Source organism: Streptomyces sp. NPDC028991, from assembly GCF_055564775.1.
The window spans coordinates 41764-58846 of record NZ_JBVHVP010000014.1 but is presented as its reverse complement, the minus strand read 5'-3'; the positions used below and the strand labels follow the sequence as shown (position 1 = coordinate 58846).

Below are 17083 nucleotides of genomic sequence, written 5' to 3'. Positions count from 1 at the left end.
TCATGTCGTACGCCCCTTCCTGACGGCCCCGCGCGCGAACAGCCGGGCGCCCGCGCACACGCCGAGCGCCAGCCAGCCCACGCGCCGGGAGAGCCGGACGGCCCGGTCGATGTCGCCGGAGCCGGCCCGGACGGCCCGTCCCGCCGTGCCGTTGAGGACGGGCCGGTGCTCCACCCGCCCGCCGTAGGAGAGCGTTCCGCCGAGCCGTACGCCCAGGGCGCCCGCGAACGACGCCTCCACGGGACCGGCGTTGGGGCTCGGGTGCCGTGCGGCATCCGCGCGCCAGGCCCGTACGGCGCCGCGCGGGTCGCCGCCGGCCACGACGGTCAGGACGGCGGTCAGGCGGGCGCCCGGCCAGCCCGCGAGGTCGTCGAGCCGGGCCGAGGCCCAGCCGTACCGCCGGTACCTGGCGGACTTGTGGCCGACCATGGCGTCCAGGGTGTTCACGGCCCGGAAGCCGAGCAGCCCGGGCACTGAGGCCACGGCGCCCCACACCAGGGCGCCCACCACCGCGTCCGAGGTGTTCTCGGCGACGGACTCCACGACGGCCCGGGCGATCCCGTCGGCGTCCAGCGCCTGCGGGTCCCGCCCGCACAGGTGCGGCAGCCGTGCGCGGGCCGCCTCGACGTCCCCGGAGTCCAGGGCCCGGCCGACGGCGCGGGCCTCGCGCGCGAGTGAGGTGCCGCCGACGACGGCCCAGGTGGCGGCTCCGGTCAGCGCGACGGAGGCGGCGGGGGAACGGCGTACGGCGCGGGCGGTGACGGTTCCCAGGGCGGCGGCGCCACCGGCGCACACGGCGGTGTGCAGCGCGCCCCAGCCCCGGTGGTCACGCCACAGCACCCGTTCCACGGCGCCGGCGGCACGGCCGAACGCGGCGACCGGGTGTCCGCGGCGCGGATCGCCGAGGAGGAGGTCACCGAGAAGGCCGGCGGCGGCGCCGTACGCGAAGACGCGTTCGGCGCGCACGGCTCAACCGGCCGCGGGGCGGGGGAGCGTGTCGCTGGTGTGCCCGGAACCGGTGTACCCGGGACCGCTGTGCGTGGAACCGCAGCCGTGCATGGCGATATGTCCTCACTCAGGGTGTCCGCGCCCTGGTTGGAAGAGACCGGCGGTGAGAGTTCCTGGCTTCCGGGGTCTGCACCCCGTTCACAGTGGCGGGACCGCGCCGGATTCGCACCGGGCTTCCTCTCCTGCCGCCGTATTGGCTCCGGAAGTCCACCACGGCCCGCGAACACCCGTCAACCTGGCGTTGACCTGCGAAGGGGGAGTGTGCGAAGCCCCACACACGGGGGGTGTGCACCGGCGCGAGAAGAAGGCGGGGCGCGGGACGGTTGGAGTCCGTCCCGCGCCCCGCCTCAAGGGGGTGCGCCGAGGGTCAGGCGACGATCAGGTAGATGCCGTACGCCACCGCCGCCGCACAGGCCGCGAAGCAGGCGTACGCGCCGGTGACCGCGAGGGCCGCGGAGCCGCCCTGGGCGGCCGCCCGCTCCTGACGGGAGAGGCCGACGATGCCGAGGGTGAACAGGCCCACCAGGGCCACGGTGGCCACGAGGCTGACCCCGAAGACGGAGCCGAGAGCTGCCCAGTCGATGCTCATGGAATTCGCTTTCCTTCGTACCCGGGGCGCGGGCTCAGACAGAGGTGGTGGCCGAGGAGGCCTTGGAGTCGGACGCGGACCCCGGGGCGCCGGCCGCGGCCAGGTCCTCGGTCACGCCCGCCGGGGGCGGGGACACGGCGGCCATCGCCGTGGTCACCACACCGGCCTGCTCGGGCTCGTCGACGACGTTGGTGTGGTCGACGACCTCGCGCCGGGAGAGCTTCCAGATGGCGGCACTGGAGGCGACCAGGAAGACCGCGACGAGTGCGGTGCCCCAGTCACCGAGGCCGCAGACCCACTCGGCGATCGCGGCGACCAGGGCCGCGGCCGGCAGGGTCAGACCCCAGGCGACGAACATCCGGGTGGCCGTGGACCAGCGCACCACGCCGCCCTTGCGGCCGAGGCCCGCGCCCATCACCGCGCCGGAGACCGAGTGCGTGGTGGAGAGGGAGAAGCCGAGGTGGGAGGAGGCCAGGATGACCGTGGCGGCGCTGGTCTGGGCGGCGAAGCCCTGCTGCGGCTGGAGGTCGGTCAGGCCCTTGCCCATGGTGCGGATGATGCGCCAGCCGCCGAGGTAGGTGCCGAGCGCGATGGCGATGCCCGCGGACAGGATGACCCACATGGGCGGGTCGGAGTCGGGGGCGAGGGCGCCGCCGGCGACCAGGGCGAGGGTGATGATGCCCATCGTCTTCTGGGCGTCGTTGGTGCCGTGGGCCAGCGAGACCAGCCCGGCGGAGGCGATCTGCCCGGCGCGGTAGCCCTTGGCGGCGGCCTTGCCGTCGGCCTTGCGGCCGAGCCTGTACGTCAGCCGTGCGCCGAGCAGCGCCGCGAGGCCCGCGACGAGCGGGGCGGCGATCGCCGGGATCAGCACCTTGGTGACGAGCGCGTCGCCGTTGACCGCGCCGACACCCGCCGAAGCGACCGCGGCACCGATCAGACCGCCCATGAGGGCGTGCGAGGAACTGGACGGGAGCCCGACCAGCCAGGTCAGCAGGTTCCAGAGGATCGCGCCCACCAGGGCGGCGAAGATGACCTCGGGACGGATGCCGGTCTCGTCGACGAGACCCTTGGAGATCGTGTTGGCGACCTCCACCGAGAGGAAGGCGCCGACAAGGTTGAGGACGGCGGACATCGCCACCGCCACCTTGGGCTTGAGCGCACCGGTCGAAATGGTCGTTGCCATCGCGTTCGCGGTGTCGTGGAAACCGTTCGTGAAATCGAACGCGAGTGCGGTTACTACCACAATCGCGAGGATCAGCGAGAAGCTTTCCATTTACCCAGGCAATCGTTCGAGGTCATTGGCTGGACGAACGTAGGTAACCAGAGTGAACGGAAGATGAACTGAGCAGGGCGCCACGGTGACCGGAACCGGTGTCTCCGCCTCCCTCTGCGTGCCCGGTCCGACGCTCTCCGGAGACGCGCCTGGCAGGATCGCCGCGAAGCCGGTCGACGGCGGGACGCGAGGGCCTTGAAATGCCCGAGGGGAGACGGTGACTGTGACGTATTCGCGGGTCGGACGGGTGGGCGGAGCCGACGAGGAAGGGGCCTGGGAGGCACTCGTCTCGACGGCCCGTCGGACGGTGGCGGAGGGGTTGGTGGTCGGCACCTCCGGCAACGTCTCGGTGCGGGTGGACGACACGGTGCTGGTCACCCCTTCGGGTGTGCCCTACGACCGTTTGGCCCCCGGCGACATCACCGGCGTCGACCTCGACGGGCGGCAGGTGCTCGGCACGCTGGTCCCGACCAGCGAACTGCCCATGCACCTCGCGGTGTACCGCGCCACCGACGCCCGCGCCGTCGTCCACACCCACGCCGTGCACGCGACGGCGGTCTCGCTCCTCGTCGCCGAACTCCCGCCGGTCCACTACATGACCGCCGCCCTCGGCGGCCCCGTCCGGGTCGCCCCCTACGCGGCCTACGGAACCGACGAACTGGCCCGCACCATGCTCGACGCCCTCGCCGGCCGCACCGGCTGCCTCCTCCAGAACCACGGCACGCTCACCTACGGCGCCTCCCTCGACCAGGCCTACGACCGCACCGCCCAGCTGGAGTGGATGTCCCGCCTCTGGCTGACGGCCTCCTCGGTACCGGGCCGCACCCCGTCCCTGCTGACGGCCGACCAGCTGACGGATGTCACCGAACGCCTGCGGGGGTACGGGCAACGGGGCTCATGAAGGGGCGCCCGCGGGGCCGTGCCGGGTGTCGGGTGCCGCGCCTGGCGCGCGGGCTGGGGCGATGCGGAGGTGCTGCGGCGATGCGAGGGGGGCGGTGCGCGGGTCCCGCGCCCCCCGCGCACCGCGTGGCCGGGGCCCCCGCCGACGGAACCCGCGACCCGCGAAGCGCGTACCGCGCGGCTTCGCGGGTACCGGCAGCGGGACCGACTCATGGCTCCGGGCCCGACCGGGCGACCGGCGGGGACTCGTCACCCCCCGCCGCCCGCCCACTGGCCGCCCTAGGACTCCACCAGGAGACTGGCCCCATGCGCACTGTCACAGCAACGGCCGCCGCCGTCACCGCAGCCCTGGCGGCCGGTGCAGCGAGCGTCGCCGCCGGCCGGCTCGCCAGCGACGCCGCGCTCAAGGCGGCTCCCGGCCGGCCCCTGCCCACCGAACCCCGGCTCACCGTGCACGGCACCGCCGCCGGGCAGATTACCCTCACCCGGGATCTGGCCGCACTGCGCCCCGGCCGGTACGGCCTCGCCGGTGACGGCTCGCACGCCGTGGTCGGCCCGGTCCTCGGCACGGCCGAGCACGGCGCCGACACGGTCGTCCGCCGCCTCGAACGCGTCACGCACGGCACCCTCACGGCCGGCGACCGGGCCTGGCTCACCCCGAACCTGTACGTCGGGAACCCGGGCACCGCCCTCGACCTCGAATACACCGACGTCGAGGTCCCCGGCGAACTCGGCCCGCTCCCGGCCTGGTTCCTGCCCGGCTCCCGCCCGACCTGGATCATCGCCGTACACGGCCTGGGTGCCACCCGCGAACAGGCCATGAACTTCATGGCGCCCCTGCGCCGCCGGCACGTCCCGGTGCTCGCCCTCGCCTACCGCGGCGACGTCGGTGCCCCGCCCTCGCCCGACGGCCTCCACCACTTCGGCGAGACCGAGTGGCGCGACCTGGACGCGGCCGTCCGCTACGCCCTCGACCACGGTGCCCGCAAGGTCGTCCTGCTCGGCTGGTCCACCGGCGCCACCATGGCCCTGCGCACCGCGGCGCTCTCCGGCGTACGCGAGCGCATCGCGGGGCTCGTGCTGGACTCCCCGGTACTGAGCTGGGAGACCACCCTGCGTGCCCTGGCCACCGCCCGCCGCACCCCGGGCGCGCTCCTCCCGCTCGCCGTCCGCGCCGCCCAGGGCCGCGCCGGACTGCACGCCGACAGCGACGTCCACACGGCGGGCCTCCACCGTCCGGCGGTCCCGACCCTGATCTTCCACGGCCCCGACGACGTGGTGTCCCCGTGGCGGCTCTCCCGCCGCCTCGCCGACACGCACCCGCGCCTGGTCGCCCTCCACACGGTCGAGGGCGCCCCGCACGGCGCCATGTGGAACGCCGACCCCGACGACTACGAAGAGACCCTGCGCCGCTTCATGACCCCACTGGTGTGACCCCCGAGCACCTCGGGCCCGTCACCCCCCGCTCCGGTTCCGTTTAGCGCCGTGCCACTGGCCTGTTCCGATGCCCCGACGCCGCCCCGGGCCCGCGCGCCCGCCGTCCCCGGCACCGGCCGTGGCATTCCGTTTGGGTTTTCGGACCGTCAACCGGAAGACTGCACCCGTGACGTCCCGTATCCCGCGCGACTCCAGGCTTCGACTCGTCCGCCCGCGACCCCTGGCCGCCGCCCCCCAAGCGATGACTCAGCGGCGTCCGCGCCGCGCCGCGCCGCGACCCCCGGAGGGCACACCGGCCCGGTCGGAGCTGGCCAGAATGGCACGCTCCGGTCTGGCCGACGCGGCCCGTGTCGCCCGCTGGGCCGATACCGCCCTCGGCCCCGGCCGCGGCAGCGCGACCGCCGACGGCAAGGCCACGCTCTCCGACGCGACCGCCGACCAGGCGGCCCGGGAGCTGGGCCTGACCGTGGCCAAGGTCCGCGCCGACTGGGACACCGCCCGGCTGGCCGGACTGATCGAGGTGCACGGCGACAGCGCCCGCCCCGGCTGGCGGCTGCGCGCCTGGAACCGCGACGACAGCGCCGTGCTGCGCGGCTGGGTCGCCCTCTTCGACGCGTGGTCGCTGGCCCACCCCGAGCCCGACGGGCAGGAGCCCGCGGCCGTGGCCGAGGTCATCTCCGCGATGCCCCAGGTGCTCTCCTTCCTCCAGCTGTCCGCCGGGCCGGTGCCGGTGGCGCAACTGCTGGACCTGCTCGAGCAGCGCGTCACCGAACTGCGTACCGAGCGCTGCGAGGTCCCCTACGGCCCGCGTCTCGAGCCCGGCACGCCACAGACCCCTCCTGCCGTACCGCTCGCGGACCCCACCGCCGGCACGCCGCTCGCCCCGCTCCTGGACTGGGCCCTGCATGCCCTGGCCTCCGTCGGAGCCCTCACCTGCGGCGACGGACACGCCACGCTCACTCCGCTCGGCAACTGGGCGGTCTGGGTCAAGCTGGAGCAGATCTGCGTCGCCGCGCAGAGCCCCGCCGGAAACATCGAACAGTCGGCCGAGGACATGCTCCGCGGCTGTGCCCAGCTCCGCCCGAACGCCGCCCGCGCCGAGTACCGCGCCTGGCTCGCCGCCCGCCCCGTCGGCAGCGCCGTCGCCGAGTTGCTCGGCGGCGCGCGTGGTGAGGACGCCCTGCTGCGCGGCCTCGCCTTCGAGGCGCTGCGCGTCGTCGGCGCACCCGCCGAGCCCGACGTCCGCGCCGTCCTCGACGAGCCGACGCTGCGGCCGTACGCCCTGCTCTGGCTGGCCGAGCACGACGGCGCCGACCCCGAGGACGCCCACGAGGTGCTCACCCGCCAGGAGGCCACGTGGCTGTGGGTCGACACCGCGGCCGCCGTCGCCGACCACGGTGAGGCCCCGCTGCTCGTGAGGCACCTGGAGTCGGCGGTGCAGCCCACCGTCCCGGCCCTGCTGGACGAGGTCCGGGCCGTCGGTCACCCCCGCACCGTGCAGGTCCTGGTCGCCCTCGCCGCGGCGCACCCCGATCCCGCCCTGGCCAAAGCCGTGCGCAGGGCGGCCTTCCAGGTCCACACCGGAGGCAGCTGATCACGCCGGGCATCCGCCCGCGCGGCCCGGCCCGGCCCGGCCCGGCGCGGCGGGTTCGGGTGCTGGTGCTGGTGCGGGGCCCTGCCGCCGACCCGGACGCGGACCCGGACCCGGACCAACCACTCGGCCCGCCGCGAACCGCCGGAGGCTACCCGCGGATCTCAGGCGCGTACGTGCCGAAGCTCCAGATGTTGCCCTCCAGGTCCCGGGCCATGTAGTCCCGCGATCCGTAGTCCTGGTCCGTCGGAGGCATCAGGATTTCCGCACCGTGTTCCACCGCCCGCCGGTGGTGGGCGTCGACGTCCGACACCACGACGTACACCCCCGTCGTACCGGCGTTCTTCATCGCCTCGTCGAAGCGGCTGCCCGTGCCCTTCGAGCCGAGCATGACCGCGCCGTTGCCCTGGGCCAGCTCGGCGTGGGCCACCGAGCCGTCCTCGCCCTCGTACACCGCCAGTTCCCTGAAGCCGAAGGCCTGTGTGAGCTGCCGGACCGCCGCCTTGGCGTCTGCGTACAGCAGCGTCGGGTAGACGCTGGGGTTCCCGCCGTCCATGCCTGCCATGCCGATCACTCCTTTGTGAGCCGGTACCCGGAGGAGTGGATGCCATGAAGATCCCCGAAGTCCGGAAAACCATGGAATCCAGCCCTGTCGCCCAGTCTTGCACCGCCCACCGACAACGCCCCGGACCCGCGCTCCCGAACACGGGAGCTCCGAACAGGGAGCCGCGGACACCGGCGACCCGGGAAAAGCGGTTGCACGGCCCCGTTAGACTGGCCCCCATGGCCATTCTCCTCGCGCATTAGACGGCGGGAACGTCCTCCAGCCGCCCATCCCGCCAACCACCCGCCCAGGAGTCTGACCGTGATCTCCGCCTCCGGCATCGAGCTGCGCGCCGGTGCCCGCGTCCTCATCGAAAGCGCCACCTTCCGCATCGCCAAGGGCGACCGCATCGGCCTGGTCGGCCGCAACGGCGCCGGCAAGACCACCCTCACCAAGGTCCTCGCCGGCGAGGGCCAGCCCGCCGGCGGCACCGTCACCCGCTCCGGCGAGGTCGGCTACCTCCCGCAGGACCCGCGCACCGGCGACCTGGACGTGCTCGCCCGCGACCGCGTCCTGTCCGCGCGCGGCCTGGACGTCCTGATCCGCAAGATGCGCGAGAACGAGCAGCGCATCGCCAACGGCCAGGGCGCCACCCGCGAGAAGGCACTCAAGCAGTACGAGCGCCAGGAGACGGAGTTCCTCACCAAGGGCGGGTACGCCGCCGAGGCCGAGGCCGCCACCATCGCCGCCGCGCTCAACCTGCCCGACCGGGTGCTCGGCCAGCCCCTGCACACGCTCTCCGGCGGTCAGCGCCGCCGTATCGAGCTGGCCCGGATCCTGTTCTCGGACGCCGACACCCTGCTGCTCGACGAGCCGACCAACCACCTCGACGCCGACTCGATCGTCTGGCTGCGCGACTACCTCAAGACCTACCGCGGCGGCTTCATCGTGATCTCCCACGACGTCGACCTGGTCGAGACGGTCGTCAACAAGGTGTTCTACCTGGACGCCAACCGCTCCCAGATCGACGTCTACAACATGGGCTGGCGGCTCTACCAGCAGCAGCGCGAGGCCGACGAGAAGCGCCGCAAGCGCGAACGGCAGAACGCGGAGAAGAAGGCCTCCGCCCTCCATTCGCAGGCCGACAAGATGCGCGCCAAGGCCACCAAGACCGTCGCCGCGCAGAACATGGCCCGCCGCGCGGACAAGCTGCTGGCCGGCCTGGAGTCCGAGCGGAAGTCCGACAAGGTCGCCAAGCTCCGCTTCCCCGAGCCCGCGCCCTGCGGCAAGACCCCGCTGACCGCCGAGGGCCTCTCCAAGTCGTACGGCTCCCTGGAGATCTTCACGGACGTCGACCTGGCCATCGACAAGGGCTCCCGGGTCGTCATCCTCGGCCTCAACGGCGCCGGCAAGACCACCCTGCTGCGCCTGCTCGGCGGCGTCGAGAAGCCCGACACCGGCCAGGTGATCGAGGGCCACGGCCTCAAGCTCGGCTACTACGCGCAGGAGCACGAGACCCTCGACCCCGAGCGCACCGTCCTGGAGAACATGCGCTCCGCCAACCCCGACCTCGACCTCGTCGAGGTCCGCAAGACGCTGGGCTCGTTCCTGTTCTCCGGCGACGACGTCGACAAGCCGGCCGGCGTCCTGTCCGGCGGCGAGAAGACCCGCCTCGCGCTGGCGACCCTCGTGGTGTCCTCGGCCAACGTGCTGCTGCTCGACGAGCCCACCAACAACCTCGACCCCGCCAGCCGCGAGGAGATCCTCGGGGCGCTGCGCACCTACAAGGGCGCCGTCGTCCTGGTCACCCACGACGAGGGCGCCGTCGAGGCGCTCCAGCCGGAGCGGATCATTCTGCTTCCGGACGGCGTCGAGGACCTGTGGGGCGCCGACTACGCGGATCTCGTCGCCCTGGCTTGATCGAATGGATGATCCACTGGTTATGGATCATTCGGCCGATCCGTGATCCACCATCTGTGTGAGATCTCCTCATCACGAGGTGTGTCCTACATCGATTTCGCGGCCGGGTCCCCGTGTGCCGGGGGCCCGGCCGCGATACCTGTCTGACCTGGAACTTCACGGAGAAACCCGTTCGGCCGTACGGACGGGATTCTCTGGAATCGCAGATTCCGTATGTGGGGACTCGCTCCTGTCGTCACAACCTTGGCTCATCGACCTTGCCGAATGGGTGGCCATGAAGCCCTGGAGGGGTGATCATGAGGAGACCAGAGCGCACTTCCCATGAGGAGGACCGGGTGGCCGAGACTCTGAAGAAGGGCAGCCGGGTAACCGGCGCCGCGCGCGACAAGCTCGCGGCAGACCTGAAGAAGAAGTACGACGCCGGTGCGAGCATCCGGGCGTTGGCCGAGGAAACCGGCCGCTCGTATGGCTTTGTGCACCGCATGCTCAGCGAGTCGGGTGTCACGCTCCGAGGGCGTGGCGGGGCTACCCGGGGCAAAAAGGCCACATCGGCCTGATGCTCCGGGCGGCCCCTCGACTCCGAAAGTGAAGGTGGCCACCCGGCCGGTCGTCCGACCGTCCGGGTGGTTACTGTGCAGTCACTTAGCTCTGCCGTCGTACGGCGTCGCAGCCGGCGCGCGGCGGGGACGACGACCGCACCTTTCGGAGGCACCCCATGGCTTCGCCCGCGCACGATCCCGGTCCCGCACTCGAAAAGGACGGCGTGCGGCTCACCGTCGACGACGCGATCGCCACGGTGACGCTGACCAACCCGGCCAAGCGCAACGCGCAGAGTCCCGCTCTGTGGCGGGCGCTCACCGAAGCCGGTCGGCTGCTGCCCGGTTCCGTCCGGGTCGTGGTGCTCCGCGCCGAGGGCAAGTCCTTCTCGGCCGGGCTCGACCGGCAGGCGTTCACGCCCGAGGGCTTCGACGGCGAACCGTCGTTCATCGACCTCGCGCGGGGCGGCGACGCCGAGCTGGACGCGACCATCACCGAGTACCAGGAGGCGTTCACCTGGTGGCGGCGCAGCGACATCCTGTCGGTGGCCGCCGTGCAGGGGCATGCCATCGGGGCCGGCTTCCAGCTGGCCCTCGCCTGTGACCTGCGGGTCGTCGCGAACGACGTCCAGTTCGCCATGCGCGAGACCAGCCTCGGCCTCGTGCCGGACCTGACGGGCACGCACCCCCTGGTGTCCCTGGTCGGCTACGCCCGCGCGCTGGAGATCTGCGCGACGGGCCGCTTCGTCATGGCCGAGGAGGCGGTGAACACCGGGCTGGCCAACCTCGCCGTGCCCGCCGACCAGCTCGACGGCGCCGTGCACGACCTGGCGTCGGCGGTCCTGGCCGCGCCACGCGACGCGGTCATCGAGACCAAGGCCCTGCTCCAGGGCGCCCGGAACCGGGACTACGAGGCCCAGCGCGCCGCCGAGCGGGCCGCACAGGGACGCCGCTTGCGCGACCTGGCCGGGCTGGGGGAGTAACGCGGGCGCGACCGCGGCGGCCCGACGGCCGCTGCCGGCGCCGCGGCTCACTTCGGCCGGTGGCCGGTGGCCGGTGGCCGGTGGCCGGTGGCCGGTGGCCGGGGACCGGGGACCTTTCGCAACGGTCACCGCCGCCACGGCCCGCCGGTACCACCGGTGAGCCGGTCCGCAGGCCGGCCGGTCCGCAGTCCTGCCGGATCACAGTCCTGCCGGTCAGCCGGTCAGCCGGTCAGCCGGTCAGCCGGTCCACTGGTTCGTCGGTCCACCGCTTCGTCGATCCGTCGGTCAGCGTGATCCGTCGGCCGGGGCGGACGGGGCGATCGCGCTGATCGCGGTGGTCGAGGAAGGTTCGCCGCCGGCGTGGTCGGCTGCTCAGCCGACCGCCGTCACCAGCACCGCAACCGACGGCCGGTCCGGCAGGGCCTCCGTCACCGCCGCGCGGACCCGTCGGGCCACCTCCACGGCCCGGTGGTCCGCGTCCACCGCCAGTTCCACCCGGACATGGCGGCGCGGCAGGGAGGCCTGCTCCCGTGGCAGCTCCGTGACGTTCACGGGACGGCCCAGTGTCGACGTCAGCCGGGTCACGCCCGGGACCGCGAGCGCGGCGTCGGCCGCACGGCCCTCGTCCCCCTCGCGCCCCTCGCCCCCTTCGCTCCTGTCACCCGGATCAACGGCTCGGGGACGGCGCGGCTCGTCTCCGGGAGCCGGGTCCGGCTCCCGGCCCGGGCCAGGATCCGGCTCCCGGTGCGGGTCCGGCTCCGGCTCCGTGGTCGCGTCCAGCAGGGCCGTCGCCCGCAGGTCCACGTCGGTCACCGTCAGGCCGAGGCCCCGCGCCGCCGCCGTAAGCGCGGCGCGCAGGCGGGCGGCCGTCGCCGGCAGCGGCTCGGCCGTCGTCGCCGCGGGCCCCACGGTCGCCGCGAAGTCGGCCGTCACCCGCAGCGGGCCGGGCGGCAGGGCACTCGGCGGCGGCGGTACGGCCGGTTCGGACGCGTCGTCCGGGCCCGCGGACGCGATCCGCAGGCCGGGGCCCGGACGCACGCCGGCCACGCCCCGGGCCGCGGTGAGCAGCACCTCCCGTGCCGCACGTTCGGCGATCCACGCGCCGTCCCGTGGACCGCCCAGCGGCAGCAACCTGCCGAGCCGCATCTGATCCCGCACCGCCCGCGTCCACCGGTCCGCCGTCGTCATTCCTCCAGCTTGCCGCATCCACGACGCGCGATCGCGCAACCGTGCTTACGGTGGACAGGAAGGACGGACCCGAAGGGACTGCGGTCATGAGTGATTTGACGGAGAAGGAAACAACCGAGACCGGTGCACAGCGTGGGCAGGGCGCCCGGCGTGGTGGGGGAGCCCCCGCCGACCGCGGCCGCACCACCATCGCCGACGGCGTCGTGGAGAAGATCACCGGAATGGCGGCACGCGACGTCGCCGGTGTGCACGCCATGGGCAGCGGGATGTCACGCACCTTCGGTGCCGTGCGCGACCGGGTGCCCGGCGGGACCAAGTCGGGAGTGACGCGCGGCGTGAAGGCCGAGGTCGGCGAGAGGCAGACCGCGCTCGACCTGGAGATCGTCGTCGAGTACGGCGTGTCGATCTCGGACGTCGCAGGGGACGTACGGGAGAACGTGGTCGCGGCCGTGGAGCGGATGACCGGCCTGGAGGTCGTCGAGGTCAACATCGCGGTGAGTGACGTGAAGCTGCCCGACGAGGAGGACGAGGAGCCGGAGCCCCGGATCAAGTGACGCGGACGGTGACTGAGGAGAGCACACCATGAGCATGGCCGTGGTCGGAATGATCGCCGGCATGGCACTGGGTTTCGCCGGGTACTTCGGCGGATTCGGGGCCTTCCTGCTGGTGGCGGCCCTGGGCGCCGTCGGGTTCGTAGTCGGTCGCTTTCTGGAGGGGGACATGGAACTCGGTGACTTCTTCCGCACCCGAGACGACCGGCGGCGGTGACCGGCGTGAGCGGTGGGGCCGGTGAGCTCCTCGAACCCTCGGCCGTCGTTCCGCCGGGCGAGCGCGGTGCCACGCGGATCGCCGACCGGGTGGTCGCCAAGGTCGCCGCGCAGGCGGCGCGCGAGGCGGTCGGTCGGCTCCACCCGGATGCCGAGCGCCCGCACGCCACCGTCGTCGTCCGGCACGACACCGCCCACGTCCGGGTTCATCTCGAACTCGACTACCCGTGCGACATCGGCGCCCGCTGCGGTCGGGTGCGTCACCAAGTCGTCCAGCGGGTACGCGCGTTGGTGGGAATGGCGGTGCCGGAGGTCGCGGTCCACGTGGAGCGGCTGCACCTGGCGGCGGAGTACGGCGTGAGACAGGGGAGGACGCGATGAGCGAGTCCCAGGACGCCGAAGGGAGCACGCGGCGCCTGCCCGTCATGACACCCGACATGGAGAAGCAGCCGGCATCCGGCACCGGGCCGCCGCCCGACCCCGACCCCGGCCCCGACCCCGGTCGCGGCGCCGGGCCGGCCGGCCGCTTCTGGTCCGCGCGCCGTGTCCCCGCGGGCATCGTCGCGCTGCTGCTTGTGCTCGTCGCGGGCGTCTTCCTCTACGACGTGGTCGCCGTGCGGGCCGGCCGTTCGGCCCTCGGCTGGCGCCGGGAACTGGCCCGGCAGCTGGCCGAACGGCCCCTCGACGACGTGTGGGTCCTGGTCGGCGCCGGAGTCGCCGCGGCCCTCGGGCTCTGGCTGCTCGCCCTGGCCCTCACCCCCGGCCTCCGCAAGGTGCTCCCGATGCGGCGCACCCGACCGGACGTACGCGCGGGGCTCCACCGGGACGCCGCCGCATCGGTGCTGCGCGACCGGGCCATGGAGGTCGCCGGGGTGCAGTCCGCGCGGGTCAGGATGCGCCGGCGGAAGGCCCGCGTGCGCGCGCTGTCGCACTTCCGGGAACTGGACGACGTACGGACCGATCTGGACGGCGTGCTCGACGACGCGGTGCGCGGGCTGGGACTGGCCCGGCCGCCCGCCGTGTCGTTGCGGGTCGCACGGCCGGGGCGAAAGGGGTGAGGGCGGTGCTCAGGACCGTCGACCGTGTGCTGCTCGGGCTCGTGGGCCTGGTCCTGCTGGCCCTCGGCGGCTCGGTCCTCGCCATCGGACTCGGCGCGCCCGCGCCCTCCTGGTGGCTCCACGACGGGCGGCACGACGTGCTGCTCAGCACCGACGACCGGACCCGGTGGCGGGACGCCGGATGGTGGTGGCCGGTCGTCATCGCCGCACTCGCCGTCCTGCTGCTGCTCGCCCTGTGGTGGCTGGTCGCGGTGGTACGCCGCCGCCGGCTCGCCGAGGTCCTCGTCGACACGGGGGACGGCGAGGGCGCGGTGCTGCGCGGCCGGGCCCTGGAGACCGTCCTAGCCCAGGAGGCGGACCGGGTGGACGGGGTCGAACAGGCCAGGGTCCGCCTCACCGGCCGCCGCGCCGCCCCGGCGACCCGCGTCCGCCTGCTCCTGGCCCCCCACGTGGACCCCGGCACCGCCCTCGACGACCTCACCACGCACGCCCTGACCCACGCCCGTGATTCGGCGAACCTCGAAACCCTCCCCGCGGAGGTCCATCTCCGGGGCGTCAAGCACCGGGCCGAGCGAGTCAGCTGAGCCTCGCACGGTCGGCCGGGGGCACGGCCCCTTCGGGGCGGCCCCCGGCGGGGCCGCCCCCCGGCCGGGTGGATGGTCCGCGTCCACCCTGCGGACCAATCCCTCCGGAACCGTGCCGTACTCCGCTAGAACCCGTGCCGTACTCCGCCGTCCACCGGCAGCATCACGCCCGTCAGGTAGGACGCCGCCGGGGACAGCAGGAACGCCGCAGCGCGGCCGAACTCCTCCGGGGCACCGTAGCGGCGCAGCGGGATGCGGGACTCGGCGGCCGCCCTGGTCGCCTCCGGGTCGGCGGACAGGCCGTCCAGCTCGCGCACCCGGTCGGTGTCGACGCGGCCCGGCAGCAGGCCGACGACACGGATGCCGCGCGGGCCCAGCTCGTCGGCGAGGGACTTGGCGAAACCGGCCAGCCCCGGCCGCAGGCCGTTGGAGATGGTCAGGCCCGGGATCGGCTCGTGCACCGAGCCCGACAGCACGAAGCCGATGGCACCGCCCGACTCCAGCTCCGCCGCCGCCGTCCGGGCCAGCCGCACCGCACCGAGGAAGACCGACTCGAACGCCGTCTGCCACTGGTCGTCCGTGTTGTCCGCGACGAAGCCGGGCGGCGGCCCGCCCACACTGATCAGTACGCCGTCGAAGCGGCCGAAGCGCTCACGGGCGGTCGCGATCAGCCGGCCGGCGGCTCCGGGGTCGGCGTTGTCGGCGGCCACCCCCACCACGTCCGGGCCCAGCGCGGCCGCGGCGTCGGTGACGCTCTTCTCGTCCCGCCCCGTGACGACCACCTTCGCCCCGTCGGCGACCAGCTCGCGCGCGGCGGCGTTGCCCAGGCCCCGGGTGGCTCCCGTGACGACGTACACCCGGTCCTTCAGTCCAAGATCCATGGCCCTATCCTGCCTCCTGGTCCCCGAACAGGGCGAGGGCCGTGTTCACCAGGCCGATGTGGCTGAACGCCTGCGGGAAGTTGCCGAGCTGGTGGCCGGCCACCGGGTCGTACTCCTCGGCCAGCAGCCCCACGTCGTTGGCGAGCCCCACCAGCCGCTCGAACAGCTCCCGGGCCTCCTTCGCCCGGCCGGTCGCGTGCAGTGCGTCCGCGTACCAGAACGAGCACACCAGGAAGGTCCCCTCACTGCCCGGCAACCCGTCGACCGGGTCCCCCTCGGTGCTGTAGCGGCGCACCAAACCGTCCCGGGTCAGCTCCTTGCCGATCGCGTCGACCGTGCCGACGACCCGCGGATCGTCCGGCGGCAGGAAGCCCACGCGCGGGATGAGCAGCAGGGAGGCGTCCAGCTCACGCGAACCGTAGGACTGGGTGAAGGTGTTGCGTTCCGGGTCGTAGCCCTTCTCGCACACCTCGCGGTGCACCTCCTCGCGCAGCGCGCGCCAGCCGTCCGGGTCGCCACCGCCCAGCTCGGGATGCTCCTCCACCGTGCGCACGGCCCGGTCCAGGGCCACCCACGTCATCACCTTCGAGTGCACGAACTGCCGGCGCCCGCCGCGCACCTCCCACAGCCCCTCGTCGGGCTCCCGCCACGCCGTGGCCAGGAAGTCCATCAGGGCGCACTGGAGCTCCCACATCTGCGGCTGCGGGTGCATGCCCGCCAGCCGGGCCAGCGACAGCGAGTCCATGACCTCGCCGTACACGTCCAGCTGGAGCTGGTTCACGGCGTCGTTGCCGATCCGCACGGGCGTCGACTCGGCGAAGCCGGACAGCCACGGCAGCTCGAACTCGGGCAGCCGCCGCTCGCCCGCCAGGCCGTACATGATCTGCAGGTCGGCCGGGTTGCCCGCGACCGCGCGCAGCAGCCAGTCGCGCCAGGCCTCGGCCTCCTCCAGATATCCGGCCGACAGCAGGGCGCCCAGGGTGAGGGTGGAGTCGCGCAGCCAGCAGAAGCGGTAGTCCCAGTTGCGCACGCCGCCCGGTTCCTCGGGCAGCGAGGTGGTGGGGGCGGCCACGATGCCGCCGGTCGGCAGGTAGGTGAGCGCCTTGAGGGTGATCAGGGAACGGACGACGGCGTCCCGGTACGGCCCGTCGTAGCGGCAGTGCGCGACCCAGGCACGCCAGTCCTCGACGCTGTGCTCCAGCGAGACGAACGGGTCGACCAGCGGCGGGCGGGACTCGTGCGAGGGATGCCAGGTCAGGACGAACGCGACCTTCTCGCCCGCGGCGACGGTGAACTCCGCGTGCGTCCCGAAGTCCTGCCCCCAGCTGTGTACCTCGGGCTCACTGCGCAGCCACGCCGCGTCCGGACCGGCCACGGCCACCCGGTGCCCGTCGGCCCTGCGCATCCACGGGACGATCGAGCCGTAGTCGAAGCGCAGCCGGAGCACGCTGTGCATGGTGACCTCACCGCTCAGGCCCTCCACGATGCGTACGACGTCCGGGGCGCGGTCGCGCTGGGGCATCAGGTCGGTGACCCGCACGGTGCCCTCCGCGGTCTCCCACTCGGTGTCCAGGACGAGGGTATCCGGCCGGTAGGCACGCCGCGTGCAGCGCTCGGCGCCCTTGGGGGCGATGCGCCAGTGGCCGTTGTCCTCGTCGCCGAGCAGTTTGGCGAAGCAGGCGGCGGAGTCGAAGCGGGGCAGACAGAGCCAGTCCACGGAACCGTCCGTGCCGACCAGGGCCGCGGTCTGCTGGTCGCCGATGAGCGCGTAGTCCTCGATTTGGGGGTGCACGGGTTTCCGTCTTCCCGAGCGGAGACGGCGCA

General features: G+C 73.6%; 18 protein-coding genes and 1 riboswitch. Of the genes, 11 read left to right on the top strand and 7 right to left on the bottom strand.

Going from position 1 to position 17083, the window contains the following annotated elements; translation table 11 throughout:
• The 3 genes from ACZ4V1_RS25000 to ACZ4V1_RS24990 all read right to left on the bottom strand — a co-directional run bounded on the left by ACZ4V1_RS25000 (position 1) and on the right by ACZ4V1_RS24990 (position 2870).
• Positions 1-966 (bottom strand): cobalamin biosynthesis protein, encoded by a 966-nt coding sequence (locus ACZ4V1_RS25000; RefSeq protein ID WP_468339776.1) that lies wholly within the window; start codon positions 964-966, stop codon positions 1-3.
• 130 nt (positions 967-1096) lie between these two features.
• A riboswitch (cobalamin riboswitch) is annotated at positions 1097-1235 on the bottom strand.
• Positions 1236-1375: 140 nt separating this feature from the next.
• On the bottom strand, positions 1376-1597 hold the full coding sequence (locus ACZ4V1_RS24995; RefSeq protein ID WP_310874027.1) for a hypothetical protein: 222 nt from the start codon (positions 1595-1597) through the stop codon (positions 1376-1378).
• A 34-nt stretch (positions 1598-1631) separates the two neighbouring features.
• A complete protein-coding gene (locus ACZ4V1_RS24990; RefSeq protein ID WP_468339774.1) occupies positions 1632-2870 on the bottom strand; it encodes an inorganic phosphate transporter in 1239 nt (412 codons plus the stop codon).
• A gap of 223 nt (positions 2871-3093) precedes the next feature.
• Here ACZ4V1_RS24990 and ACZ4V1_RS24985 point away from each other — a divergent pair, with 223 nt between their 5' ends.
• From ACZ4V1_RS24985 to ACZ4V1_RS24975, 3 genes are all read left to right on the top strand, one after another.
• Positions 3094-3771, top strand: a complete 678-nt coding sequence (locus ACZ4V1_RS24985) for a class II aldolase/adducin family protein (RefSeq protein WP_468339772.1) — start codon at positions 3094-3096, stop codon at positions 3769-3771.
• Positions 3772-4076: 305 nt separating this feature from the next.
• On the top strand, positions 4077-5204 hold the full coding sequence (locus ACZ4V1_RS24980; protein WP_468339770.1) for an alpha/beta hydrolase family protein: 1128 nt from the start codon (positions 4077-4079) through the stop codon (positions 5202-5204).
• A gap of 169 nt (positions 5205-5373) precedes the next feature.
• Complete coding sequence (locus ACZ4V1_RS24975; RefSeq protein ID WP_468339768.1) at positions 5374-6801, top strand: hypothetical protein; 1428 nt, start codon at positions 5374-5376, stop codon at positions 6799-6801.
• A 148-nt stretch (positions 6802-6949) separates the two neighbouring features.
• Here ACZ4V1_RS24975 and ACZ4V1_RS24970 read toward each other — a convergent pair whose 3' ends face one another.
• Entirely contained in the window at positions 6950-7363 is a 414-nt protein-coding gene (locus ACZ4V1_RS24970; RefSeq protein ID WP_468339766.1) for a VOC family protein, read from the bottom strand.
• A gap of 300 nt (positions 7364-7663) precedes the next feature.
• Between ACZ4V1_RS24970 and ACZ4V1_RS24965 the strand changes: the two genes are divergently transcribed.
• The 3 genes from ACZ4V1_RS24965 (at position 7664) to ACZ4V1_RS24955 (ending at position 10781) form a co-directional block, all read left to right on the top strand.
• On the top strand, positions 7664-9262 hold the full coding sequence (locus tag ACZ4V1_RS24965) for an ABC-F family ATP-binding cassette domain-containing protein (RefSeq protein ID WP_468339764.1): 1599 nt from the start codon (positions 7664-7666) through the stop codon (positions 9260-9262).
• 335 nt (positions 9263-9597) lie between these two features.
• Complete coding sequence (locus ACZ4V1_RS24960; protein ID WP_003976983.1) at positions 9598-9819, top strand: helix-turn-helix domain-containing protein; 222 nt, start codon at positions 9598-9600, stop codon at positions 9817-9819.
• 158 nt (positions 9820-9977) lie between these two features.
• The gene (locus ACZ4V1_RS24955) at positions 9978-10781 is read left to right on the top strand and encodes an enoyl-CoA hydratase/isomerase family protein (protein WP_468339762.1); all 804 of its coding nucleotides are present in this window, start codon (positions 9978-9980) and stop codon (positions 10779-10781) included.
• 372 nt (positions 10782-11153) lie between these two features.
• On the opposite strand, the gene ACZ4V1_RS24950 is transcribed toward ACZ4V1_RS24955, so the two are convergent.
• Entirely contained in the window at positions 11154-11969 is an 816-nt protein-coding gene (locus ACZ4V1_RS24950) for a nucleopolyhedrovirus P10 family protein (RefSeq protein WP_468339760.1), read from the bottom strand.
• A gap of 86 nt (positions 11970-12055) precedes the next feature.
• Between ACZ4V1_RS24950 and ACZ4V1_RS24945 the strand changes: the two genes are divergently transcribed.
• From ACZ4V1_RS24945 to amaP, 5 genes are read left to right on the top strand one after another with little or no spacing between them, the layout of a single operon-like run.
• Positions 12056-12523 carry an Asp23/Gls24 family envelope stress response protein gene (locus tag ACZ4V1_RS24945; protein ID WP_055416248.1) on the top strand — a complete coding sequence of 156 codons (468 nt, stop codon included), beginning with the start codon at positions 12056-12058 and terminating at the stop codon, positions 12521-12523.
• A gap of 28 nt (positions 12524-12551) precedes the next feature.
• Positions 12552-12737 (top strand): hypothetical protein, encoded by a 186-nt coding sequence (locus tag ACZ4V1_RS24940; protein WP_003976987.1) that lies wholly within the window; start codon positions 12552-12554, stop codon positions 12735-12737.
• Complete coding sequence (locus ACZ4V1_RS24935) at positions 12734-13117, top strand: hypothetical protein (RefSeq protein ID WP_468339757.1); 384 nt, start codon at positions 12734-12736, stop codon at positions 13115-13117. Before ACZ4V1_RS24940 ends, ACZ4V1_RS24935 begins: the two co-directional genes overlap by 4 nt.
• A complete protein-coding gene (locus tag ACZ4V1_RS24930) occupies positions 13114-13794 on the top strand; it encodes a DUF6286 domain-containing protein (RefSeq protein WP_468339755.1) in 681 nt (226 codons plus the stop codon). The genes ACZ4V1_RS24935 and ACZ4V1_RS24930 overlap by 4 nt, the downstream gene beginning before the upstream one ends.
• Positions 13791-14378, top strand: a complete 588-nt coding sequence (amaP, locus tag ACZ4V1_RS24925; RefSeq protein ID WP_468339754.1) for an alkaline shock response membrane anchor protein AmaP — start codon at positions 13791-13793, stop codon at positions 14376-14378. Before ACZ4V1_RS24930 ends, amaP begins: the two co-directional genes overlap by 4 nt.
• Positions 14379-14503: 125 nt before the next feature.
• Here amaP and ACZ4V1_RS24920 read toward each other — a convergent pair whose 3' ends face one another.
• A complete protein-coding gene (locus ACZ4V1_RS24920) occupies positions 14504-15259 on the bottom strand; it encodes an SDR family oxidoreductase (RefSeq protein ID WP_468339752.1) in 756 nt (251 codons plus the stop codon).
• A gap of 4 nt (positions 15260-15263) precedes the next feature.
• Positions 15264-17051 (bottom strand): glycoside hydrolase family 15 protein, encoded by a 1788-nt coding sequence (locus ACZ4V1_RS24915; protein ID WP_468339750.1) that lies wholly within the window; start codon positions 17049-17051, stop codon positions 15264-15266.
• Between the last annotated feature and the right edge of the window lie 32 nt (positions 17052-17083).